Source organism: Pseudarthrobacter sp. NIBRBAC000502770 (genome assembly GCF_006517815.1).
Lineage (GTDB): Bacteria > Actinomycetota > Actinomycetes > Actinomycetales > Micrococcaceae > Arthrobacter > Arthrobacter niigatensis.
Map to the genome: position 1 here is coordinate 2060686 of NZ_CP041198.1, position 23321 is coordinate 2084006.

General features: G+C 68.5%; 22 protein-coding genes. 5 read left to right on the plus strand and 17 right to left on the minus strand.

Annotated elements, in window-relative coordinates:
- Nucleotides 1-93: 93 nt before the first annotated feature.
- From NIBR502770_RS09880 to NIBR502770_RS09890, 3 genes are read right to left on the minus strand one after another with little or no spacing between them, the layout of a single operon-like run.
- Nucleotides 94-3180, minus strand: coding sequence for an AAA family ATPase (locus tag NIBR502770_RS09880; protein WP_141181806.1), 3087 nt, complete (start codon nucleotides 3178-3180; stop codon nucleotides 94-96).
- Complete coding sequence (locus NIBR502770_RS09885; RefSeq protein WP_141181807.1) at nucleotides 3177-4355, minus strand: exonuclease SbcCD subunit D; 1179 nt, start codon at nucleotides 4353-4355, stop codon at nucleotides 3177-3179. The genes NIBR502770_RS09880 and NIBR502770_RS09885 overlap by 4 nt, the downstream gene beginning before the upstream one ends.
- A 56-nt stretch (nucleotides 4356-4411) precedes the next feature.
- Nucleotides 4412-5341, minus strand: a complete 930-nt coding sequence (locus NIBR502770_RS09890; RefSeq protein WP_141160086.1) for an MIP/aquaporin family protein — start codon at nucleotides 5339-5341, stop codon at nucleotides 4412-4414.
- A gap of 200 nt (nucleotides 5342-5541) precedes the next feature.
- Here NIBR502770_RS09890 and NIBR502770_RS09895 point away from each other — a divergent pair, with 200 nt between their 5' ends.
- On the plus strand, nucleotides 5542-6627 hold the full coding sequence (locus tag NIBR502770_RS09895; protein WP_141181808.1) for an ADP-ribosylglycohydrolase family protein: 1086 nt from the start codon (nucleotides 5542-5544) through the stop codon (nucleotides 6625-6627).
- On the opposite strand, the gene NIBR502770_RS09900 is transcribed toward NIBR502770_RS09895, so the two are convergent.
- A complete protein-coding gene (locus tag NIBR502770_RS09900) occupies nucleotides 6608-7087 on the minus strand; it encodes a DUF4395 domain-containing protein (RefSeq protein ID WP_141181809.1) in 480 nt (159 codons plus the stop codon). The two genes, NIBR502770_RS09895 and NIBR502770_RS09900, sit on opposite strands and share 20 nt — an antisense overlap.
- A gap of 79 nt (nucleotides 7088-7166) precedes the next feature.
- The gene (locus NIBR502770_RS09905; protein WP_246857457.1) at nucleotides 7167-8225 is read right to left on the minus strand and encodes an exonuclease domain-containing protein; all 1059 of its coding nucleotides are present in this window, start codon (nucleotides 8223-8225) and stop codon (nucleotides 7167-7169) included.
- 82 nt (nucleotides 8226-8307) lie between these two features.
- Between NIBR502770_RS09905 and NIBR502770_RS09910 the strand changes: the two genes are divergently transcribed.
- Nucleotides 8308-9102: a DedA family protein gene (locus NIBR502770_RS09910; protein ID WP_141181810.1), complete on the plus strand. Its 795-nt coding sequence runs from the start codon at nucleotides 8308-8310 to the stop codon at nucleotides 9100-9102.
- Nucleotides 9103-9188: 86 nt separating this feature from the next.
- On the opposite strand, the gene rdgB is transcribed toward NIBR502770_RS09910, so the two are convergent.
- The 6 genes from rdgB to clpS all read right to left on the minus strand — a co-directional run bounded on the left by rdgB (nucleotide 9189) and on the right by clpS (nucleotide 13530).
- Entirely contained in the window at nucleotides 9189-9836 is a 648-nt protein-coding gene (gene rdgB, locus NIBR502770_RS09915; protein WP_141181811.1) for an RdgB/HAM1 family non-canonical purine NTP pyrophosphatase, read from the minus strand.
- On the minus strand, nucleotides 9833-10591 hold the full coding sequence (gene rph, locus NIBR502770_RS09920; protein ID WP_141181812.1) for a ribonuclease PH: 759 nt from the start codon (nucleotides 10589-10591) through the stop codon (nucleotides 9833-9835). The genes rdgB and rph overlap by 4 nt, the downstream gene beginning before the upstream one ends.
- Nucleotides 10592-10660: 69 nt before the next feature.
- On the minus strand, nucleotides 10661-11458 hold the full coding sequence (locus tag NIBR502770_RS09925; RefSeq protein WP_141160080.1) for an MBL fold metallo-hydrolase: 798 nt from the start codon (nucleotides 11456-11458) through the stop codon (nucleotides 10661-10663).
- Nucleotides 11455-12483: a glutamate racemase gene (murI, locus tag NIBR502770_RS09930; protein ID WP_141160079.1), complete on the minus strand. Its 1029-nt coding sequence runs from the start codon at nucleotides 12481-12483 to the stop codon at nucleotides 11455-11457. The genes NIBR502770_RS09925 and murI overlap by 4 nt, the downstream gene beginning before the upstream one ends.
- A gap of 104 nt (nucleotides 12484-12587) precedes the next feature.
- A complete protein-coding gene (locus NIBR502770_RS09935; RefSeq protein ID WP_141181813.1) occupies nucleotides 12588-13154 on the minus strand; it encodes a DUF2017 domain-containing protein in 567 nt (188 codons plus the stop codon).
- The gene (gene clpS / locus NIBR502770_RS09940; RefSeq protein WP_141160077.1) at nucleotides 13147-13530 is read right to left on the minus strand and encodes an ATP-dependent Clp protease adapter ClpS; all 384 of its coding nucleotides are present in this window, start codon (nucleotides 13528-13530) and stop codon (nucleotides 13147-13149) included. Before clpS ends, NIBR502770_RS09935 begins: the two co-directional genes overlap by 8 nt.
- Nucleotides 13531-13745: 215 nt before the next feature.
- Between clpS and NIBR502770_RS09945 the strand changes: the two genes are divergently transcribed.
- Nucleotides 13746-15074 (plus strand): nicotinate phosphoribosyltransferase, encoded by a 1329-nt coding sequence (locus NIBR502770_RS09945; RefSeq protein ID WP_141181814.1) that lies wholly within the window; start codon nucleotides 13746-13748, stop codon nucleotides 15072-15074.
- Nucleotides 15074-15706 carry an isochorismatase family protein gene (locus NIBR502770_RS09950; protein ID WP_141181815.1) on the plus strand — a complete coding sequence of 211 codons (633 nt, stop codon included), beginning with the start codon at nucleotides 15074-15076 and terminating at the stop codon, nucleotides 15704-15706. Before NIBR502770_RS09945 ends, NIBR502770_RS09950 begins: the two co-directional genes overlap by 1 nt.
- Before the next feature lie 18 nt (nucleotides 15707-15724).
- On the opposite strand, the gene NIBR502770_RS09955 is transcribed toward NIBR502770_RS09950, so the two are convergent.
- From NIBR502770_RS09955 to NIBR502770_RS09975, 5 genes are all read right to left on the minus strand, one after another.
- Nucleotides 15725-17500, minus strand: a complete 1776-nt coding sequence (locus NIBR502770_RS09955) for a DEAD/DEAH box helicase (protein ID WP_141181816.1) — start codon at nucleotides 17498-17500, stop codon at nucleotides 15725-15727.
- Complete coding sequence (locus tag NIBR502770_RS09960) at nucleotides 17500-17838, minus strand: DUF3039 domain-containing protein (RefSeq protein WP_110541018.1); 339 nt, start codon at nucleotides 17836-17838, stop codon at nucleotides 17500-17502. Before NIBR502770_RS09960 ends, NIBR502770_RS09955 begins: the two co-directional genes overlap by 1 nt.
- A 108-nt stretch (nucleotides 17839-17946) precedes the next feature.
- Nucleotides 17947-18726, minus strand: coding sequence for a glucosamine-6-phosphate deaminase (nagB, locus tag NIBR502770_RS09965; RefSeq protein WP_141181817.1), 780 nt, complete (start codon nucleotides 18724-18726; stop codon nucleotides 17947-17949).
- Between the two features lie 21 nt (nucleotides 18727-18747).
- Nucleotides 18748-20319, minus strand: a complete 1572-nt coding sequence (locus NIBR502770_RS09970) for a transporter (protein WP_141181818.1) — start codon at nucleotides 20317-20319, stop codon at nucleotides 18748-18750.
- Nucleotides 20301-21095 carry an ABC transporter ATP-binding protein gene (locus NIBR502770_RS09975; RefSeq protein ID WP_141160071.1) on the minus strand — a complete coding sequence of 265 codons (795 nt, stop codon included), beginning with the start codon at nucleotides 21093-21095 and terminating at the stop codon, nucleotides 20301-20303. The genes NIBR502770_RS09970 and NIBR502770_RS09975 overlap by 19 nt, the downstream gene beginning before the upstream one ends.
- A 51-nt stretch (nucleotides 21096-21146) precedes the next feature.
- Between NIBR502770_RS09975 and NIBR502770_RS09980 the strand changes: the two genes are divergently transcribed.
- Entirely contained in the window at nucleotides 21147-23021 is a 1875-nt protein-coding gene (locus NIBR502770_RS09980) for a Na+/H+ antiporter (protein ID WP_141181819.1), read from the plus strand.
- Between the two features lie 10 nt (nucleotides 23022-23031).
- On the opposite strand, the gene NIBR502770_RS09985 is transcribed toward NIBR502770_RS09980, so the two are convergent.
- On the minus strand, nucleotides 23032-23310 hold the full coding sequence (locus NIBR502770_RS09985; RefSeq protein WP_210418940.1) for a DUF3253 domain-containing protein: 279 nt from the start codon (nucleotides 23308-23310) through the stop codon (nucleotides 23032-23034).
- Nucleotides 23311-23321: the final 11 nt, after the last annotated feature.

Consider the following 23321-nt stretch of genomic DNA (forward strand, 5'->3'; position numbering starts at 1 on the left):
TTCTGGGCTCGTTCAATACGTGCGCATCGTCCCTCCTCCCGATGCGCGCAACCCGGTAACACCGACAAGTATATCGGCCCGGTCAGGGGACGGTCAGAGAAGTGCGTCCAGGCTTTCGGAGATCCGCAGCGTGGAGCCGTTCCGGTTCTTGACTACCTGCAGCTGGGTACTGATCCGCTGCTTCATCTCGGCGACGTGGCTGACCAGTCCCACCACCCTACCGCCGTCGCGAAGCCCTTCAAGGGCATCCATGACCTGCTCCAGGGATTGGTCGTCCAGGCTGCCGAAGCCCTCGTCAACGAACAGGGTTTCGATTTCCACGCCTCCGGATTCCTGCTGGACCACGTCTGCAAGGCCCAGGGCCAGCGAGAGCGAGGCCATGAAGGACTCGCCTCCGGACAGCGTGGAGGTGTCCCGGCGAAAGCCCGTCCACTGGTCCACCACTTCCAGCCCCAGCCCCGACTTTGCTCCACGGGCGGCCTTGGCATCTGTGTGCTGGAGCAGGTACCGGCCGTCGCTCATCGCCACCAGGCGTTCGGATGCGGCCAGGGCCACCTGTTCCAGCCGCGCGGCCAGGACATAACTGTTCAGGCTCATGCGGTACGTGTTCTCGCCCCGGCCGGCTGCGGCGTCGGCCAACCCGGCAAGCATCCGGGCCCGCTCCGCCGGCTCGCGTGACGAACCGGCCAGCGCTTCATAATCCGCTGCAATGGCCTTCAACGAATCCAGGCAGCGTGCGGCCAGGCCGGCAGCCAGGTCAGCCTCCCGCGCCCGGTCCCGGGCAGCCGCAGCGTCCAGGCGCAGCGAGGCCAGCCGTTCCTCGTCCGGGATAAAGCCGGCCGCCGCTTCCTCCTGCGCGAGCATGATGTCATCTGACTCGAACAGCCCGGCCACGCGGGCAGCTTCATCCTGGGCGGCACGGATGGCGGCCTCAACGGCTGCCAGGTCAGCGGCATCAAGGAGCTGGCTGCGGACCTCGTCAGCAGTGGCAAAACCGGCACCGGGCAGTGCCTGTTCCAGGGCGTCCTGCGCTTCGGCGGCCTGCAGCCGCGCGTGATCCAGGCGCACCTGCGCTTCGACCGCTTTATCCAGGACCGCCACCGCATCCTCAAGTTCCCGCAGCCGGGTGCCCAGGCTTCGGTGGTTGCCCCGGAGGCCTGAAAGAGCAGTGTCCAGTGCGGCAACCTGTTCGGCCAGATTGGCAAGGGCCGCGCTGGCCTGGGACATCTCGGCTTCCGTTTCGGACAGTGTGGCCCGGGCCTGGCTGAGGCGGTCATCCACGACCTCCAGCCGCTGCCGCCTGTCCTGCAGCTGCTCGGCCGCCTGCTCGGCATCCACTGCCGCAGCGAGTGCATCAGCTGCACCCGAGCGTGCAGCGTCCATCTCAGTGGTCCCGCCCTGGCCGGCGAGGACAGCCACTGCCTGCCCGGCCTCGGCCAGATCAGCGGCAACCCGGGCGTTGGCAGCCTCCGCGGCCTCGAACACGCCGTGGGCCTGTTCCTCCGCCTGGGCCAGGGACGGCCCTCCGGTTCCCGCATCTGCCGGCCCGGGGTGGTCTCCACTTCCGCAGACAGGGCACGGTTCCCCGGCAACCAGCCCGGCAGCCAGTTCGGATGCGGCGTTCGCCAGCCGCTCTTCCCGCAGGTCCAGCCAGCGGCGTTTGGCCTCCAGGAGCTTCTCCCGGGAATCGTCATGGCGGCTCTTGGCGAGATCCCTGCGCTGGGCCGCTTCCCCGTACCGGCTGACCACGTCCAGCAGCTCCGCCGCAGCGGCCGCCTCCTTGCGCCGCAAAGAGGCCTCCACAGCGCGCGCTTCCAGCTGGTCCAGGCCCTCCAACAGCTGTTCCCGTTCGGCCACCAGGTGCTTGGCGCGCTGGCCCAGTGTCTCCGCGGCGAGCTCCAGCCCACCCAGCCGGCCGGTTAAGCCATGGTGCCGCTTCCGCAGCTCCTTGAGCCTTTCTTCGTCAGGCAGTCGTGCCTCGACGACGGCCAGCAGCGAACGCAGGCGGCCCAGTTCCTCCTCAGCCCCGGGCCAGCTGTCCGAGCCATCCCGTGGGGAACCCAAGGTCGACTGTGGACTCCCTGATGTTCCGGCGCCGAGCTGGGCCAACTCGCCGCCGTCCCCGGCGGCGAGCCGCAGCAGGGTCACGGCCGATTCGGCGGCCGCGGCGGCGCCGCGGACCTTCCCGGCAGCAGCGTCGACCGCCAGCAGCTGCCCCTGGAGAACCTCTGCCTGCCGGTGCCTCACCAGCCGGGAAGAATGCTCCTCCTGCACTGCGGCCCCGTCCTCCACGGCCTTTTTCCGGGCGGCAGCTGCGGCGAGTTTCCGGTGCCGTTCGTGGCGCGCGGCCTCCGTTTCCGCCTCTGCGCGGCGGGCCTGGTTGACCTCCTCGGCGGCCGCAGCCTGCCCCGCGAGCTCGTTCCGGCGCAGGGCGGCAGCGGCCTGCAGCCAGGCCAGGCGGCGGGGAATATCGTCTGTTGGCGGCGCTCCCTCGCCGGGAAGGTTCAGGGGGGCGGCCTCGGTTTCGGCGCGCGAGGCAAGGAGGGCGAGTTGCCCTGACAGGACCGCCACGTCGTCCCTGGCGGCAGCAGCCTGCCGGGACAGCTCCTGTTCCAGGGCTTCAAACCTCTGGGTGCCGAAAAGCTTCTGCAGCAGGTCCAGCCGGTCAGCAGCCTTTGAGCGCAGGAAAGCGGCGAAATCACCCTGCGGCAGCATCACCACCCGGGTGAACTGTTCACGGTCCATGCCCAGCAGGGCCATGATCTCCGCGCCCGCTTCATCGTTGCGGGCGGACTTCTCCACCCAGTCCCCACCCACGCGCTCCCGAAGCAGTGTCTTGGCCTGCTGGACCGTGAAGCCGTTCTTCCCGCGGGCGCTCGGCTTCTCCCAGGCCGGGGAACGCGTCACCTCGAAGCGGCGGCCCTGCGCGGAGAACTCACACGTGACGGCGGGTTCCTGCCCCGGCTCCGCATGGTCGCTGCGCAACCGCTTCCCGTCCTGCCGGGCACCGGGTACGGACCCGTAGAGCGCAAAGCAGATGGCATCCAGGACGCTGGTCTTGCCGGCACCGGTGGGCCCGTTCAGCAGGAACAGTCCGTGCGCGCTCAGGCGGTCAAAGTCGATGTCCTCGGTCCCCGCGAAGGGCCCAAACGCGGAAATCCGCAGCTTATGGATCCTCACCGCGACACCTCCGAGAGCCTGACGTTTTCCAGCGCGGCCGCGAGCGCAGCCCTTTCGGCGGGGTCGGCGTCCCGTCCCCGCACGTGGTCCAGGAACCCGCAGCAGACGGCCAGGTCATCCGGTGCGCCGGCGAGCCTGCTGCTGTAGCTTGCCTCGGCAGGGGCAGCGGCGCCCTGCGGATCGAAGGCCAGGACCAGGGTATCCGGGAACCTGGCGCGCAGCCGTTCCATGGCGCGTGCGGGACGCTGGGCATCGGTCAGGGTGACCTGGCAATAGGCGGTTTCCGCCCATGCATGGGCGGGATCCGCCAGCAGCTCCTCCAGCGGTCCGCGGAGTACGGCGAGTGGGCGCGGCGCCTCCCAGAGGACTTCCGCCACCGACGCCACGCCTTCCGGACCAACATCCACCAGCCAGGCACCCTTTTGGTGGGCGGCCTCGGAGAAGGAATAAGCCAGTGGTGATCCGGAGTACCTGACGGACTCGGACAGCTTTTGCCGGCCGTGCAGGTGGCCCAGCGCGCTGTAGCTGAAACCGTCGAAGAGGTCCAGGGGAACAGCTCCCACTCCGCCGATGCTGAGGTCACGCTCGCTGTCCGAACTGATGCCGCCGCTGGCGAAAGTGTGCGCCAGGACCACCGAGTGGACGGTGGCGGAGGCGGCGCGCCGGGCAATGTCCGCCCGGACCAGGCCTGTTGCGGCGCGGGTGACCTCGAAGTGGCTTGCCGTGTCCACGCCCAGTTGGTCGGCCACCATCCTGGGTTCGAGCCACGGGATGCCGTACAGCGCCAAGGTGGCGTCTTTGCCTGCAGCGTCCGTTCCCAGCGGGACCAGCAGCGGCTGGTCGAGGTCCTCCACCCTGGTGCGCAGGTGCACTCCCCCGCGTTCCAGCAGGCGGGACGCGAACCCCAGGCGGATGGCGGAATCGTGGTTGCCGCTGGTGAGGACCACCTGCGCGCCTGCGGCGGTGAGCCGGACCAGTGCGTCATCGAGGAGATGCACAACGTCCACGCCGGGAAGTGCGCGGTCGTAGACGTCGCCCGCGATCAGGACGATGTCCACGCTTTCCCGCTCAACCGCCGCCACCAACTGGTCCACGAAGGAGCGCTGGGTGTCGAGCATCCCAACGCCGTGGAAGGAACGGCCCAGGTGCCAGTCCGAGGTGTGAAGTAACCGCATGATCCTAAGTTATCGGCAGCCACTGACAGTGCAGAAAACGCCGCGGCAAACGGCGCTCAGGACCTTTTTCCGTCGAAGAACTCCTGGACCTCGCTGACGCCGCGGGCTTTCTCCTCGCGGGCAGCCCCGGCAGGGACAGGCTCAGTCACGGCAGCCGCGTCGGCATCATCGTCGTCGTCGTCAGCGTCGGTGCCCTCCCCGGCAGTCTCCACGTCCACAACGGGCGCAGGGGAACCGGTCACGTCGCCGATCCGGAACACCAGCCCCGCGATGGCAGCACCAGCCAGCGGCGCCACCAGGAAGACCCACAGCTGCTCCACAGCCCAGCCGGAACTGAAGACGGCGGAAGCAACGGCACGGGCAGGGTTGAACGGCAGGTTTCCCACCGCCTGGCCCACCTGCAGCAGTGCCGCAAAGGACAGGCCGACGGCGACGGGCGCCACCGTGCGGGCACCCCCTTCACGGCCGGCGGCTCCCAGGAAAACAGCCACGATGATGGCGGCACCCAGCAGCTCGAGGAGGACGACGGCCGCGAGGGGGGCCTGGATGATGGAGTGCTCACCGAAGCCCGCGGCAACGGTGTCGAAAGCCGTGCGGCTGTCCGGGATGCTGGGCAGTGTGCGCAGGATGCCGAACAGGGCCAGGGCGCCCACCAGGGCTCCGACGAGCTGGGCGGCAGCGTAGGCGGCGGCCGCACCGGCCCGGATCCGGCCGGCCAGGAGGTGCCCCAGGGTGATGGCCGGGTTGAAGTGACCGCCGGAGATATGCCCGAAGGCCAGCATGGCGGCGGTGACGGCGAGGCCTGCCGCCAGGGCTGAGGGGACCGGGCTGGACTGCGGAATGCTGAACAGGGGCACGCCCAGGCCGGCCACTGCCAGGAAGAGGCTTCCAAACGCCTCGGCCGCCAGGCGGGGCAGCAGGCCGGTGGGCGCGGAAACAGTGCCGCCGGGCTGCAGTGCGTCGCGGGCTGGGACAGGGGTGCTCATGGTGGGGACCTTTGCTTGTTGGGGGTCTGGGTTCGGGCTGTTTTTGTGGTTCCGGTGCTGCTGCGGGCATCCGTGCCGGCGCGGGGCAACCCGAGCAGTATCCCAGCCGCGGCTGTGCGTTTGCTGGACGGCAGCTGTCCGGGTGGGGGTAGCCCCGCGTGGAGCGCAGGACCACGTGGCCAGGACGGTAAATTTACCCCATGAGCTTTGACCACGGTATCCCCGCACCAACCCTTCCATCCCGCATCCGCGGTTCCCTGCTGGGCGGAGCCCTGGGCGATGCGCTGGGGTACGCCGTGCAATCCGATTCCATTGCCGGGATACGGGAGCGGTTCGGGGCGCGGGGCCTCACCGGGTTCGAGGACCTGGCGGGCCCCGGTCATTTCTCTGATGACACGCAGCTGACCCTGTACACGGTGGATGGGCTGGTGGAGGCGCTGGAGTGGGCCAACTCCGGCGTAGGCGCGGACGTGAACGCCTGCGTTTGGCTGGCCTACCTGCGCTGGCTTGCCGCCCAGGGTGAGGATGCAGGACCCTCCGCGCCGGTACCCCAGCCGCGCTGGATCGACGGCAATGGGGTGCTCAGGCAGCGCAGGCGTCCCGACAAGGACTGCCTCAGCGGTCTGGCCACCGGTGAGATGGGAACCGCCATGCGCCCGGTGAACCCCGACGCCAGGGGCGCCGGCACGGTGATGCGTTCGGCTCCGTTCGGGCTGGTGCCACACATCACGCCCGACGCCGTCTATAAGCTAAGTGCCGACGCCGCCGCCCTGACGCACGGGCATCCTTCCGCCCGGCAGGGTTCGGGCATCTTCAGCCTCCTGATCCACCGGTTGGTGTCCGGTGAGGCCCTGCGGGACGCCGCTGCCGGTGTTACCGCGCACGCCGGCACCGTTGTGAACGTTGCCCCGGAACTGCCGGAGCGCCTTGCGGCCGCCCTGCGGCTCGCGGAGAACGGACTCGTCGGCCCCGAGGAACTGCAACGCGAGCTCGGCGGGGGCCGGACAGCGGAGGAAGCACTCGCCGTCGCGCTGTATTCCGTCATCGCCACTGCCCCGGCCGACGGGGCGGACACGCAGCCCGTTGAGCATTTCCGCAACGCCATGCTGGTGGCCGTGAACCACAGCGGCGCCAGCGACACCACGGGGGCGCTCGCGGGAAACATCCTGGGAGCCCTTTACGGGGAGGCCTGCCTGCCCGCCACCTGGCTTGAAGCCTTGGAAGCGGCGGAGGTCATCCGCCGAATGGCCGATCAGTTGGTGAAGGTTACGACCGGCGAAGACTGATGTTGTTGCAGGCCTCGCAGACGTCCTCCGGGATCACGCCACGGCGCTGCAAAAACCCGAAGATGGTGCACCCCAGGCAGAATCCCGCGAAGGCTTCAAGCGACGCAGCTATCACCAGGATGCCCAGGAGCGTCCAGGCTGCCGGCGCCGCACCGGCGGCGAAGAGGAGCAGGGCACCGGTGGACACTGCCGCACCGATTCCCTGGGCGAAACGCTTGGGCGGCCCGGCAACCAGCTTTACCTTTCCGAGCCGGGGCGTGATTACCTTGACCGAAAGCAGTGCCAGGGGTGAAATCCGCGGGCCGAAGAGCAGCCGCAGCCAGAATCCGGTGGCGATCGCTGCCAGCCCCCAGCCTGAATTTGCCACAGCGGTGGCGACGGCGAGCAGCACCACGAGCGCTGCCGTGGTGCGGGCGGCGTACTCATTGACGGGGTTGGGGAATTCGAACAGGGAGGCCATCCCGCAAGGGTAGGAGGCAGCCGCAGGAGCAGCCAAGCTTTGTTGCGCCGCATGACCGCGGGCCCCGCCGCAGGATGGATCAGGCGCCGGCGGCTGTGGCACCGGCCCAGGCTGCCCCGGCGCCGACAGGAAGTCCCCGGGCTTCTTCTGCACCGCCCACCATCTGCAGGAACTCGCCTTCGGACAGCACTTCAATGGCCTGGCCGCGCTCGTGGACCTCCAGGACACGCCGGGCCTTGCCCGTGAGCCTGCCCGAACGCAGGTCCGAGGCCACGAACCCGTCCCCCACCACCAGGACGGTAGTCCGCGCGGTGACCCGGTTCTCGGTCCGCGCGCCGCACCTGGCCGAGCGAAGTTTGGCGTCCGGACGATTGATGGAGAGCTGCCCGGTGAACACCACGGTCTGGGCGTACAGCGGATGCCCGGGCTCGGCGTCCAGGTTGGGCTCCGGGTTCAGTCCTTCCTCCGGCCAGCCGGACTGGAACGGGCGGACCAGAGCCGCCCCGTTGCCGGAGTTCCCTGCCAGCGCCGTGAGGCTGGCCTTTGACAGGTCGCCGGTAGCGGGGTCGAAGGCCTCCTGCCGCGGCATGGCCAGGCCCAGGGACAGGTAGAGTTCGGCGATGCTGTTGGCACCGTTGCGGGCGGCGATGTCGATGAGGATCCCGGCGCAGGCACGGGCATCTTCCGCGGCGTCGTGGTGGTTAACCAGCGGAACACCTGCTTCCTCGGCGGCAAACGGGAGGGAGTTGGACACGAGCGAGTAGCAGCGCCGGGACAGCATGACGGTGCAGACATAGTCGTAGGCCGGGCCTGGCAGGCCGGAGACTTCCAGCGCCGAGCGGATCACGCCAAGGTCGAAGGCAGCATTGTGCGCGACGATCACGTCATCGCCGATGAACGCCCCTATTTCGGGAAACAGCTCGCCAAAGCGCGGCGAGCCGGCAACATCAGCCGGTGTGATGCCGTGGATCCTGACGTTGTGGTGGTCGAAGATGTCGTATCCCGCCGGCGGACGCATCAGCCAGGAGGCTTCCGCGACGATCCTGCCGCCTCTCACCTTCGTTAGTCCCACGGAGCACGGGGAGCCCCGGAAGCCGTTGGCCGTTTCGAAGTCGATCGCCGTAAAGTCCAAACCCACGGCCCCTACCTTACCGCCGCGGACCTCCAGCCCCGGGGAGCCCATGCCCGTCAAGTACCCTTGAAAGGTGAACTTCCCTGTGATGAATGAGCTCGCTGTGTCCATGCTGGGCGGTGCGGGACCGGTCCAGCCAAAAATGGCGTCCTTCCTGCCCGATTGGCTGAACCCCCAGGTCTTCCTGGCCGATCCTGCGCTCGCCCCTTGGGTGGTGCTGCTGGTATGCGGAATCATCTTCGCCGAAACCGGCTTGTTGGTCGGTTTCTTCCTGCCGGGCGATTCCATGCTGTTCACCGCCGGCCTGCTGGTCGCCACCGGCACCATCAAGTTCAACATCTGGCTCCTGGCCCTGCTGATCGTGGTTTCCGCCATCATCGGCAACCAGGCCGGCTACCTGATCGGTTCCAAAGCGGGCCCTGCGCTCTTCAACAAGCCCGACTCCAAACTGTTCAAACGCGAGAATGTCGAGAGCGCGCACGCGTTCTTTGAGAAGCACGGCGGCAAGGCGCTTATCCTGGCCCGTTTCGTTCCCATCATCCGGACCTTTGTCCCCGTGATCGTCGGCGTGGCGCAGATGAGCAAGCGCAAGTTCTTCATCTACAACGTCGTCGGCGCGGTGCTCTGGGGCGGCGGCGTGACCCTGCTCGGGTTCCTGCTGGGCGACACGGTGCCCTGGGTCCGGGACAACCTGGACATCATCTTCATCGCCATCGTGCTGGTCTCGGTGGTGCCGATCGGCATAGAAATCCTGCGCGGCATGTCAGCGAAGCGCCAGGCGCAGGCCTACGGCACAGACACCGTTGACGAATTCATCGAGGAGCACGAACCGGAGGCGGAGCAGAAGACTCCCCGCAACATCCAGGGCCAGCGGCCGGAGTAGCGGTCCGCCAACGTCCACCACCGCCAAAAAGGTGCGCACCCACGGGGGTGCGCACCTTTTTTGGAAAGCCGCCCTGCCGCAGGCTTTTAGCCTGCCGATTCAAGTGCCGCCACGATGGACGGCAGCAGTGCCCGGAAGGCTTTGCCGCGGTGGCTGATGGCGTTCTTTTCCTCGGCGGACAGCTCGGCGCAGCTACGGTTCTCGCCGGCAGGCCGCAGCACCGGATCGTAGCCAAAGCCGCCGGCGCCCCGCGGTTCACGGAGCAGGACGCCTTCCAGCTGCCCGTACTCCACCACCTCGCGCCCGGGCCCCTCCGCGTCCGCGGGCATGGCAAGGGCGGCGGCGCACACGAACGCGGCACCGCGGTGTTCGTCGGGAACGTCGGACAGCTGGTTCAGCAGCAGTTCGAGGTTGGCGGCGTCATCACCGTGGCGTCCCGCCCAGCGGGCGGAGAAAATGCCGGGGGCCCCACCCATGACGTCCACGGCCAGGCCGGAGTCGTCGGCGATGGCAACCAGTCCGGTGGCGCCGGCCACCGCGCGCGCCTTCAGCAGGGAGTTCTCGGCGAACGTCACGCCGCTCTCGACGACGTCCGGGGCACCCGCCGCGGCGGCGTCCACCACCTGGGTATCGACGTCGAGCCCCGGGACCTGTCCGCGCAGCAGTTCACGGAGTTCGCGCAGCTTGCCCTTGTTGTGCGTTGCCAGCACCAGCCGGGGAGCCGCACCGCTCACAGGGTGTCCGCCAGGGTCTCGCGCTGGATGGCAGCCAGCTGGGCCGTGCCCAGGAGAGCCAGGTCCAGGAGCTGGTTCAGCTCGTCCCGGTCGAACGGGGCACCCTCAGCCGTCCCCTGCACTTCAACGAACTTGCCGGAGCCGGTGACCACCACGTTCATGTCGGTCTCGGCCCGCACGTCCTCCACGTAGGGCAGGTCCAGCATGGGAACCCCGTCGATGATGCCCACGGATACCGCCGCAATCGTGTCGATGAGCGGCTGGGCGTTCTTGGCGATGAGCTTGGTGTCGCGGGCGAACCGGATGGCGTCGGCAAGAGCCACGTAGGCGCCGGTGATGGCTGCGGTCCGGGTCCCGCCGTCGGCCTGGAGGACGTCGCAGTCCAACACGATGGTGTTCTCGCCCAGGGCCTTGGTGTCGATGATGGAGCGCAGCGAACGTCCGATCAGGCGTGAAATCTCGTGCGTGCGGCCCCCGATCTTTCCCTTCACGGATTCCCGGTCCGAACGGGTGTTGGTGGCGCGCGGCAGCATGGCGTACTCGGCCGTGACCCAGCCGCGGCCCTCGCCCTTGAGCCAGCGCGGCACACCGGCGGTCAGCGATGCCGTGCAGAGCACCCTGGTGTTGCCGAATTCGATCAGCGCCGATCCCTCAGCCTGGTTGGACCATCCGCGGGTGATGCTGATGGGCCGGAGCTGGTCGGGGGCACGGCCGTCGGCGCGCACTACGGGCACTGCTGTTGCTTCAGATGTCATGCCTTTAGCTTATCGAGTGCCCGCGCGGCAGGCAGGCGCCATGGACCCAGGCGCCGGGATCCGGCGTCGCTAGATGGTGTAGTGGACGCCCGCCACTGCGACCGCCACGTCGCCGGGAAACACCGGGCGGGCTTCGGCCATCACGGTGGTCTGGGACGTCCACACCGGGATGTGGGTCAGCAGCAGGCGCCGTGCACCGGCGGCCGCTGCCGCCTCGCCGGCACGCTTGCCCGTGAGGTGGACGTCGTTGATGCCGTCGTCGCGGCCCTCTTCGAAGGCCGCCTCGCACAGGAACAGGTCCGCGTCCTTGGCAGCTTCCTCCAGTCCGGCGCAGGAGTCAGTATCACCGGAATAAGTCAGGACACGGGACACCGGAACGCCGTCCCTGCCGGGCTCCACCACTTCCACACGGAGGGCGTAGGCCTCTTCGATGGGGTGGTTCACGGCGAACGGGGTGATGGTGAACGGCCCCACGGTCACGGGTTCGCGTTCTGTCCAGTTGGTGAAATCGAACTCTTCGTGCATACCGGGATCCAGGGGCAGGCCGTAGGCGGTGGCCATCCGGTCTGCCGTGGCGGCGGGGCCCCACACGGGGATCCTGCCCCGGCCCCAGCCACCGGGCTTCCAGCGGATGGCAACATGCAGCCCGCACAGGTCCATGCAGTGGTCAGGATGCAGGTGGGTGAGGAAGATCGCGTCGATGTCCTCCAGGTCGGTGTAGCGCTGGATGGCACCCAAGGCTCCGCTGCCGAGGTCCATCACCACCTTCCAGGTCCGCTCGCCGTCGGTGGCGGTCAAGAGGTAGCACGACGCCGGGGAGCCGGGTCCGGGGAATGAGCCCGTGCATCCCACGATGGTCAGCTTCACTGGGCGGACCCTCCACCGCGGCGCGCCCCGGCGAGCCCGCCGCCCACGAAGTTTGAGATCCTGGGGCGGTTGCGTGCGCTTTGCGCGGCGGCGATCATCTCCGGAGTAATGCGCGCCAGGCTCCCCGTGGGGTACTGCGCAGCCACGTGGTCCACGTGCCGGACTGAAAGGACTTCCGGGCCCAGGAACCGGCGGGCGAGCGCCTCGAACTGCCCGGCGTCACCGGTGGCTACGAAGTGGTGCTCGGGCGGGGCCTCCGAGGTGCGCTGCAGGTTGTGGGTGGCAAGGGCACGGTAGACGTCTTTGGCGGTCTCCTCGGCGCTGGAGACCAGGGTGACGTCGGCGCCCATGACGTACGAGATGACGCCGGTCAGCAGCGGGTAGTGGGTGCAGCCCAGCACCACGGTGTCCACCCCGGCGGCCTTCAGCGGCGCGAGGTATTCTTCGGCAACGGCGAGCAGGGCCGGGCCGGTGGTGATGCCGGCTTCCACGTAGCTGACGAACTCCGGGCACGCCACGGAGGTGATGTCCAGGTCGGGCGCTGCGGCGAAGGTGTCCTCGTAGGCGCGGGACCCGATGGTCGCGGACGTGCCGATAACGCCCACCTTTCCGGTGCGGGTGGCAGCGACGGCGCGGCGGACCGCGGGCTGGATCACCTCGATGACGGGGATGCCGTACTTGGCCGTGTACCGTTCACGGGCGTCCCGCAGGACAGCGGCCGACGCCGAGTTGCAGGCGATGGTGAGCAGCTTGACTCCGGAGTCCACGAGTTCGTCCATCACGCCCAGGGCGTTCGCACGCACCTCGGCGATGGGCAGGGGCCCATACGGGCCGTGGGCTGTGTCTCCCACGTAGAGGATCGATTCGTTGGGAAGCTGGTCGATGATGGAGCGGGCCACGGTGAGTCCCCCCACACCGGAGTCGAAGACACCGATGGGCCGGGCTTCCGGGGCGGCCGCCGGCACGTCGCTTGCGGCCGCGGGCTGTGTTTCCGCCGACGGTTCCGCGCTCGAGGCTGTTGTCATGGTTATTCGAGGATAGGTGGTCCCGGAAGCGTCAGTCATCATCTTGTGTCCAGCGACTCGTGTCTCCTGTGTCACAGGAACGGCCTCCCCCTGGCCGCCATGGCTCACCGGTGGGATTCCATGGACTGCAGCATGGCCTGGACCAGGGATTCCTGCAGCCAGGTGGTGAAGTTGTATACCAGCGCCAGGTAGCTCTCCACATCCTCGGCCTGGGACCAGTCCTGCATGCGGTGGACGTGCTCGGCGTCGGCCTCGTCCCTGATGTCCAGCCGCTCCGCCAGCACAAGGCGGACGTCGTTCAGCGCCATGGACCAGTGCTTTGCCCCTTCGGGCGTCAGCACGATCTCGTCTTTGTCCAGGTCCAGGGCCGCAGCGCGCAACGCACCGATCTTTGTTTCCCGCAGTGACCGCTCGGTGAGCTGGCGGAACTCAAGGGACGCGGCGCCGTCGTCCTTCGCCACGTTGGGCAGCAGCCGCCGGACGGCACGGTCGTTGGGCTCGGCCACGTCCATGTCCAGGCCAATGAGGGCTGCCAGCGGGTCCTGCCCGGTGCGGTCCTCCGGCTGGAGCATGGAGATGACGTCATCGATGAGGCTGCGCAGCAGGTCCCGTTCGGCAGGTTCCAGGAAACCGGTGATGCCCTTGAGCCCGTATTTGAATGCCTTAGCCACGTTTCCCCTTACCCTGGCCCGGACCGCCGGACTTGCCGGACTTGCCACCGGTTCCGCCGCTGGCTTTTTCCACGGTTGCCCAGAGCCCAAACCCGTGCATGGCCACGGCGTGGCGCTCCACCTGTTCCTTGCTGCCGGAGGCAACGATGGACCGGCCCTTCTTGTGGACCTCCATCATGAGCTTGTTGGCTTTGCTTTCCGAATAGCCAAAGTAGCTTTGGAAGATGTAGCTGACGTAGCTCATCAAATTGACGGGATCGTTCCAGATCACCAGGTTCCAGGGGATGTCCGGCGCGGTCAGGGAGTCGGTGGACTCTGCTGTGCCGGTCCGGATGCCCTCCTGTGTATCAGGGCCGGGCGCAACGCTTATGGTCATCTGTCCATTCTATGTGGGGGTTGGGGCCCACGACGGCGAGGGACCCACGGCGAAGCGAAGCGAGACGCGGGAGCCCTCGGGTGGGCCCACGACGGCGAGGGACCCACGGCGAAGCGAAGCGAGACGCGGGAGCCCTCGGGTGGGCCCACGACGGCGAGGGTCCCACGGCGAAGCGAAGCGAGACGCGGGAGCCGTCGGGGACTAGAGTGACTTTCGTGAGCACCTCAGCCGGCTGGGACCATCCCCGCACGTCCTTTTACACCGACCACTACGAGCTGACCATGCTGCAGGCGTCCCTCCATTCCGGGGCGGCCCACCGCAGGTCCGTGTTCGAGGCGTTTGCGCGGCGCCTGCCCGACGGCCGGCGCTACGGCATCGTGGCCGGCACCGGTCGCCTGCTGGAAGGCATCGCGAATTTCCGTTTCGGCGAGGCGGAACTGGAGTTCCTGGAACGCACCAACGTGGTCAACCGGGAGACCCTCGAGTACCTGGCCAACTACAGGTTTTCCGGCGATATCTGGGGCTACGCCGAGGGCGACGCGTACTTCCCCAACTCCCCCATCCTGGTGGTGGAGGCCTCGTTCGCCGAAGCCTGCATGCTGGAGACCTACCTGCTGTCAGTGCTCAACCACGACACCGCCATCGCCTCCGCCGCCTCCCGCATGGTCACCGCTGCGGGCGGCCGCCCCTGTATCGAGATGGGCTCCCGGCGCACGCATGAAGAAGCGGCCACCGCCTCAGCGCGCGCGGCGATCATTGCCGGTTTTGACAGCACCTCCAACCTGGAGGCGGGCATCCGCTATGGCGTGAAGACGGTGGGCACCGCCGCCCATTCCTTCACGCTGCTGCACGATACCGAACGGGAGGCCTTCGAGGCCCAGATTGCCTCCCTGGGCGCGGGCACGTCCCTCCTGGTGGACACCTACGACGTCGAGAAGGCCGTCCGCACGGCCGTCGAGTTGGCAGGGCCCGGCCTGGGCGGCGTCCGGCTGGACTCAGGCGACCTGGTGGCGCAGGCACAGTGGGTGCGCCGGCTCCTGGACGACCTCGGCAACGAGCACACCAAGATCGTGGTGACCTCGGACCTGGACGAATACGCCATCGCAGCCCTGCAGTCGGCCCCCGTGGACTCCTACGGCGTGGGCACGTCGCTGGTCACAGGTTCCGGCGCCCCCACCGCCAGCATGGTCTACAAGCTGGTCAGCCGCGCCGACGACGACGGAAACTTCGTGTCCGTGGCGAAGGCGGCCAAGAACAAAGCCAGCGTGGGCGGCCGCAAATATGCCCTCCGGAAGCTGGACGAACGCGGCCGGGCCACCGCCGAGGTGGTGGGCGTGGGCCACCGGCCGGAGGATGACGGCAATGACCGTCCGCTGCTGCAGCAGTTCATGAAGAACGGCGAACTGCTCCCGGGCTGGACCGGCCACGAAGGTGTACTGCGCGCACGGCAGCGGCACGCAGACACCATGGCGGAGCTGCCCCCGGTGGTCAACCGCCTGCAGCGCGGCGAGGCCGCGATTCCCACCATTTACGAGGAGCACTGATGTCCCGCGCCCTGATCATCGTGGACGTGCAGAACGATTTCTGCGAGGGCGGTTCACTCGCCGTGCCCGGCGGTGCCGCGGTTGCCGGTGCCATCAGCGAATACCTGGACGCCCACCACACCGAATTCGACCACGTGGTGGCGACCCAGGACTGGCACATCGATCCGGGCAGCCACTTTTCCGACACGCCCGACTACCGGGACAGCTGGCCCCGGCACTGCGTGGCGGGCACCCGCGGCGCCGACCTCCACCCGAACCTGGACACCGAATACGTGGACGCCTACTTCCGGAAAGGCCAGTTCGCGGCCGCCTACTCGGGCTTCGAGGGCCTGCTGGCACCGGAGGACGCAGTTCCCACCGGCGAACGCCAGGCAGGCGGCCTGCCCGGCGCCGCGGCAGCACTGGAAACTGATGAGGACGCCATTGGCCTCGACGACTGGCTGCAAAGCCACGACGTGGAGGACGTGGTGGTGGTGGGCATCGCCACCGACTACTGCGTGAAGGCCACCGCCCTCGATGCCGTCCAGGCCGGCTACGGCGTCACCGTGGTGCGGTCGCTCACCGCCGGCATCGCCGAGGACCTGGAGGACGCCGTCGCCGAAATGGAGCTCGGCGGGGCGGACATCGCCTGATTCCTGCGAGTGCGGCCGCTACTTGCGGCCCACGAACCAGTCCTGGAGCTTGCGCAGCCGCGACTTCAGCTGCTCCTCGTTGGCCTGGGCCACCGGGGGTCCTCCGCAGACAGTGCGGAGCTTGGTGTGCACCACTCCGTGCGGGGTCCCGGTCCGGGCAGACCAGGCGGCCACATTCTTGGCCAGTTCGTTGCGCAGGTCCATCAGCATCCGGTGGTCAGGGACGGCCGGAACCTGCTGGGCCGCCGGGGCCTTCCGGTTCTTCCGGTTCAGCTGCTCGTGCTGGCGCTGGCGCAGCAGCGTCCCCACCTGCTCAGCGTCGAGGAGGCCCGGGATCCCCAGGAAGTCCAGCTCGTCGTCGGACCCCACTTCACCGCCGGTGCCGAACTCGCCGCCGTCGAACAACACGCGGTCAAAGGACGCCTGGGAGTCCAGCGCCTCGAACTTGCCCTTGGTCAGGCTGTCCGAGGCCTTGTCCTCACGGTTGGCCTCGGCCATCAGCGAGTCCTCGGGGTTGAAGAGGCCGTCGCCGTCTTCCTTCTCGGGCCGGTCCAGCGCGTGGTCCCGTTCCATCTCCATGGAGTTGGCCAGCGCCATCAGCTGCGGCACGGACGGCAGGAAGACCGACGCCGTTTCGCCCCTTTTGCGGGCACGCACGAAGCGCCCCACGGCCTGGGCAAAGAACAGCGGCGTGGATGTTGAGGTGGCGTAGACACCCACGGAAAGCCGGGGCACGTCAACGCCCTCGGACACCATGCGGACCGCAACCATCCAACGCTTGTCGCCGGCCGAAAAGTCCTCGATCTTGCTGGACGCCTTGGCGTCGTCGGAGAGGATGACGGTGGGCGATTCGCCGGTGATCCTCTTCAGCTGCCCGGCGTAGGCACGCGCGTCCTCATGGTCCGTGGCGATGACCAGGCCACCGGCATCCGGTACGGTGCGCCGGACTTCGCTGAGCCGCTTGTCCGCACCGGCCAGGACGGCGGGAATCCACTCCCCCGCCGGGTTCAACGCAGTCCGCCACGCGTGGCTGGTGATGTCCTTGGTCACGGCGGCCTCACCCAGGGAGGCCGCCATTTCCTCACCCGCGCTGGTACGCCAGCGCATCTGGCCGGAGTAGGCCATGAACATCACGGGCCGCACCACGTGGTCCCGGAGGGCGTTGCCGTAGCCATAGGTGTAGTCGGCCTTGGAGCGCCGGATGCCGTCACGGTCCTCGGCGTACTCCACGAACGGGATGGGCGAGGTGTCCGATCGGAACGGCGTACCGGTCAGGGACAGCCGGCGCACCGCGGGGTCGAACGCCTCGCGCAGGCCATCGCCCCAGGACAGTGCCTCGCCGCCGTGGTGGATTTCATCCAGGATCACCAGCGTCCGGGCGGCCTCGGTCTTGGCGCGGTGCAGCATGGGTTTGCTGGCCACCTGCGCATAGGTGACGGCGACCCCGATGAAGCCGCGGCCGTGCTGGCCGTCGGAGTTCTTGAAGTTGGGGTCGATGGCGATCCCCACCTTGGCGGCCGCATCGGCCCACTGGCGCTTCAGGTGGTCCGTGGGTGCCACGATGGTCACCCGGTTAACGGCACCGGAATCGATCAGGGTGGAGGCGATCCGCAGCGCGAACGTCGTCTTGCCTGCACCCGGGGTGGCCACGGCGAGGAAGTCGCGGGGGCTGTTCTGCAGGTAGAGGTCAAGGGCTTCCTGCTGCCAGGCACGGAGTTTCGGGGCGGTTCCCCAGGCTGCACGTTCCGGGTATGCCGGAGGCAGGGTGGGGCCGCCAAAGAGCGTCTCCGTCACTACTTGTTGTTGCCCGAGTCTCCCGGACCCTTCCCGCCGTCGTTGCCCGGCCGGAGGCCCTCATAGACTTCCTTGCACTCCGGGCAGACCGGAAACTTCTGCGGGTCCCTGCCCGGCGTCCAGACCTTGCCGCACAGGGCGATGACGGGTTCGCCGGTCATCGCGGACTCCATGATCTTTTCCTTGCGCACATAGTGGGCAAAGCGCTCCCGGTCGCCCGGTTCCACTTCCTGGCGCAGTTCCTCGCGCTCAATGGTGGCCGTGGACGTTCCAGCCCCGGAAAGCTCGCGCATCGGGTCGTTTTCGAGAGGGTCCGTCATGCTAGTCATGGCATCCATCTTAGCCTTTCCGCCGGCCGGGCGTTCGACGGCGGCACGCCCGCGCCGGGGTCCGGAACCGGCCGTCGTCGTACTTTTTTGCAGCCGGCCGGTGCCCCGCAGGACAAGCTACAGACCCTGCCAGGCCGGCTTGTTCTCATACGTATGGCGGTAGAAATCAGCGAGTTTCAGCGCCGAGGCGGCCGCTTCGTCCAGCAGGATGGTGGCGTGCGGGTGGAATTGCAGCACCGAGGCGGGACAGATGGCGGCCACCGGCCCCTCGACCAAATCGCGGACGGCCTGGGCCTTTTGCGCGCCCGTGGCGAGGAGGATCACGTGGCGCGCCGCCATTATGGTGCCCAGTCCCTGGGTGATGACGTGGTGCGGCACCCCACCCAGGTTGTCGAAGAACCTGGCGTTGTCCCGGCGTGTCTGTTCGATCAGGCTTTTAATCCGGGTCCGTGACGCGAAGGACGAGCTCGGTTCGTTGAACCCGATATGGCCGTCGGTGCCAACGCCCAGCAGCTGCAGGTCAATGCCGCCGGCAGCAGCCATGGCCTCTTCGTAGGCGGCGCAGGCAGCAGGAATGTCTGCGGCAGTCCCGTCAGGCACGTGGACGTTCTCCGGAGCGATGTTCACGCGGTTGGTGAACTCCCGGCGGACCACCTCGCGGTAGGACGCCGGGTGGCCGGCGGGGAGGCCGACATATTCATCCAGCGCGAATGCCGATGCCTGGCAGAAATCCAGGCCCTGCCCGTGCCGGGCCGCCAATTCGTCATACACCGGCAGGGGCGAGGAACCGGTGGCCAGGCCAAGGACCGCGTCCGGCTTGCGGCGGACCAGCTGTTCGACGGCGTCGGCCGCAAGCCTTCCAACCTGCCGGCTGCCGCCGAGGATCACGACTTCCATGCTGTTCCCTTCCTGGAACTGTCAGCGGTTGACGGTTACCTGTGCCAGGAGCTCGGGCCCGCGGGCATCAAGCCACCTGCCGCCAAGCCGGACACCGGACAGGAAAAGGACCAGGCCCAGCAGGGTTCCCACCGCCAGGTTGGACCAGCCGAACAGGGCGTTTCCCGTGACCGCCTGCGCCACCAGCAGCGCCGCCTCCGGCAGGACCAGGACCATCAGCACCAGCATTCCCACGAACTGCACGGCCAAAGTCTGCCCCACGTTGCCCGGGGGCTTCTTGAACGGGCTGTCGCCCGGCAAGGGGACGGTGACCGTGTACCGGGCCGACACCACCGAGGACAGCCCCAGGCCGGTAAAGAGGATCCCCAGGCTGAACCCCAACTGGCCGGGCAGCCCCGTCCAGTTGCGGGCAAAGGCGGCATACCCCACCGAGAACACCAGCACGACGGGCAGCGCGAAGGTCATGCACGCCAGTGCCCGGCCCAACCGGTCCGCCACCCCCCGGACGCCCGTGGCCAGGTGCAGTGCGAAGGCGGTGTTGTCATAGGAGACATCTGCGGAGATGGACCAGGCCAGGATGAAGGCGGACACCGGGGCCAGGAACGCCAGGCTGCCGTAGCTGCCGGTCTGGGCCCCCTGGAACGCCAGCACCACCGGAAGCAGCGGGATGACCACCAGGGAGCCCGAGTACCGGGGGTCCCGGAACCAGTAAGTCAGGGACCTTGCCATGACGGCGCCGGCGGGGGTGGCCGGCAGCACGCCGAACAGACCAAGCCTGCCGCCCCTCCGCTTCCCGGCGCCGGCGTAGGGCGGGGTGACAAGTGCCCGCTCGAGCAGCAGCTTCCAGCACCAGGCCAGGGCCCCGAGGACAGCCACCGACACCACCAGCTTCACGGCGGCCTCGGCGGGCCGGCCCGACGCGATGTCGCCGGCCAGCGACCAGGGCGCCCCAAGCGGCGTCCAGGACAGGGCACGGGCGAAGTCCGGCAGGAACCCCGTGGACCCGGAGATGCCGCGGCCAACCCCCGCCACGATGGGACCCAGCAGGACCAGCGGAACCATGAACGCGAGGGCGCTGATGTCCTTGAAGCGCCTGGACGCGGCCAGGCTTGCTGTTGCCGTGGTGACCACCTTGGCCAGCACAATGCACGTCATGACGCCCAGGCACGCGCCGGCGAGGGCTGCGAGCGCCGGAAGCGCGCCGCGGGACCAGGTCACCACGGTGGCCAGTGACACCACCGTGGTGGCCAGTCCGGGGATGCCAATCAGTCCGCCGAGGGCCAGTCCGGCGAGCATCTGCTTCATGGGGATGGCGAAGGTGGTAAAGCGGGCCGGGTCGAGGGTCATGTCCGTGGCCGATGCCACCACCGGAACCACTGCCCAGCCCAGGACGGCGGCTGAGCCGCCCAGGACTACCGCGGTATGTGCGGTGACCGGCCCGGCGGTGCGCAGCAGGACCAGGGCCATGACCAGCGTCGCCACCACCCCCAGCGCATAGAGTCCGGCGATGGCCATGCCCACCAGCTGCCAGGGGCTGCGACGGAGTCCGTTCCGGAGCAGCGTGAGCTTGAGCCTTAAAAGGTGCGCAACCATTCCAGCCCTTCCGTGTGGCTGTGGCCGCCGACCAGCTGTACGAAGCGGTCCTCGAGCGAGGCGCCGGCGCGCACCTCATCCACGGTGCCTGCTGCCAGCAGCCGGCCTTTGGCCACCACCGCGACGTGGTCGCACATCCGCTGGACCAGGTCCATCACGTGGCTGGATACGATGACCGTGCCGCCGGAGTCCACGTACCGGTCCAGGATGGAACGGATGTTCGCCGCAGAGACGGGGTCGACCGCTTCGAAGGGCTCGTCCAGGACCAGGAGGCGCGGGGCGTGGATCAAGGCGGAGGCCAGGGCAATTTTCTTGGTCATGCCCGCCGAGTAGTCCACCACCAGCGTGCCCGCATCCTGGCCGAGGTCCATGGCGGCCAACAGCTCCCCCACCCTCGCTGCCACGACGGCGTTATCCATGCCGCGCAGCAGGCCGGCATACGTAATCAGCTGCTCGCCCGTCAGCCGGTCGAAGAGCCGCACGCCGTCGGGCAGGATTCCCATGAGCCGCTTGGCTTCAAGGGGGTGCTGCCAGACGTCGACGCCGTGCACCACGGCAGTGCCGAAGTCCGGCCGCAACAGGCCGGTGGCCATGGACAGCGTGGTGGTCTTGCCCGCACCGTTGGGGCCCACGATGCCAAAGAACGAACCGGCCGGGACGTCCAGGCTGATGCCGTCCACCGCGATCTTGCCGCCAAACCGCTTGGCCAGCCCGCGGATGGAAAGGGCCGGTACGGGGCCGGAAGACGGCGGCTGTTCAGGGATCGGGGCAGTCATGATGCCAGCCTAGCCCGCGGACCGGCGCAGCGGGGGTGGGAGACTATCGTCATGGACATCGCGTTGGGCCTGCTGGTGATCGTTGCGGTGGTGTGTGCCGGCAGTGCGGTGGGACGGAAGCTCAATCTCCCGGTTCCCCTGCTTTTGGTCCTGGCCGGGGTGGCGGGTTCGTTCCTGCCGTTCATTCCGCCGGTTGAACTCAATCCCGAACTGGTCCTGGTTGGCCTGCTGCCTCCGCTGCTCTACGCCGCCGCGTTCCGGACCTCGCTCTTTGACTTCACGTCGAACCGGCGCTCCATCGGGCTCCTGTCCGTGGGCTACGTCATTTTCGGCACCTTGGGGGTCGGGCTGGTGGTGTGGTGGCTGTTTCCGGAAATCCCGCTGCCCGCCGCCATTGCGCTGGGCGCGGTGGTGGCTCCCCCGGACGCCGTGGCGGCCACCGCAATCGCGCGGCGGGTGGGCATGCCCCGCAGGATCGTGAACATCCTTGAGGGCGAATCGTTGGTCAATGACGCAACGGCGCTGGTGTGCCTGCGGGCTGCCGTGGCCGCGATCGCCGGCTCCGTGTCCGCGCTGGACGTGGCCGGCGGCTTCGTGCTGGCGGCCGGCGGCGGGCTCGTGGTGGGCCTTGCCGCGGCCTACATCCTGACCGAAATCCGGAAACGGATCAGCAACGTGGCCATCAACACCTCAACATCGCTGATGGCCCCCTTCGTGGCCTTCCTCCCGGCCGAGGCCATCCACGCATCCGGCGTGCTCGCCGTCGTCGTCACCGGCCTGGTGATGGGCACCAAGGCGCCGTCCATGCCCAACGGCGCCGCGCGGCAAAGCGCCCGGAGCAACTGGGACACCGTCCAGTTCCTGCTGGAGAACGCCGTGTTCCTCCTGATCGGCCTGCAGGTGCGGACCATCGTCGACAGCGTCCAGGATGACTCGCTGGGGGCCGGCCGGGTGTGGCTCGGCTGCGCGGTGATCCTGCTGGCCGTGCTGGTGCTGCGCCCGCTCTGGGTGTTTCCCTCGACCTACCTCCCCCGCCTGATTCCCGCTGTGCAGCGGAAGGACCCCGCGCCGCCCTGGCAGTTTCCTGCCATCGTGTCCTGGGCAGGCATGCGCGGGGTGGTTACCCTTGCCGCCGTCCTGACGCTGCCCGGTGACCTGGAGCACCGGAATGTGCTGGTGCTGGCCGCCATGGTGGTGGTGGGCGGCACCCTGGTGCTGCAGGGCTTTACGTTGCCGGCCCTGGTGCGCGCCCTGGGTCTGCCCGGGCCGGACAGGCGCGAGGATGCGCTCAACCAGGCTTCCCTCATGCAGCTGGCCACCGCTGCGGGAATGGAGCGGCTGGAGCAGCTCCGGCGTGACAGCGATCCGCCCGAAGTGATGGACATGCTGCGGCGGCGGACCCAGGAGCGGGGACTGGCTGCCTGGGAGCGGCTGGGCCGGCCCGCGGCCGAGGCAGCGACCCCCAGCCAGCGCTACGCCCAGTTGCGGATGGCCATGCTGGAAGCCGAACGGGACAAGGTACTGGAGCTGCGGCGCGGCGGGGACTATGCCCACGAGGTCCTCAGCGAAGTCCTTGAACGGCTGGACGTTGAGGAATCCATGCTCGACGCTTCCCTCAATGAACTGGACTCAGCCGCCGCCGGGGGCGGCGAGGGGCTGTCCCAGCCGGGCGGAGCCTGCGACCACTTGACCGCAGCCATGCCCTCACCGCGTCCCGACAACCCGGCGTGTGCAGGCTGCGAGCGGGAGGGCACAACACCGGTGCATCTGCGCATGTGCCTGGCGTGCGGACACGTCGGCTGTTGTGACTCCTCCGCGGGACGGCACGCCAGCCGCCACTTCAAGGAAACCGGCCACCCCGTCATGCGCAGCATCGAACCCGGCGAAGAATGGCGCTGGTGCTACGTCGATGACCTGCTCGGCTGACAACACGGCTTCACAGCGCCTTCCGAATGCGGATCGGCCCCTTTGCCGCGGCAGGATCCACCACGGACCCTCCCTGCGTGATGTGGACCTGGCCCGCGTCAACCAGGCGCCGCGCGGCTTCCCGGGCCGGGTCCATGAGCCGCCGCCAGTCCTCGCCGCCCACGGCCCTGGCAGCATCGGACGGGCAGATGGTGGACGTTGCCGCCCGGGCGGCCAGCAGTTCGAGGATTTTCGCCTCCAACTGCCGGTCAACCGGGGTGTGCGGGTCGTTCCCGCCAGTGTGCGCCACGCCTAGGCTCC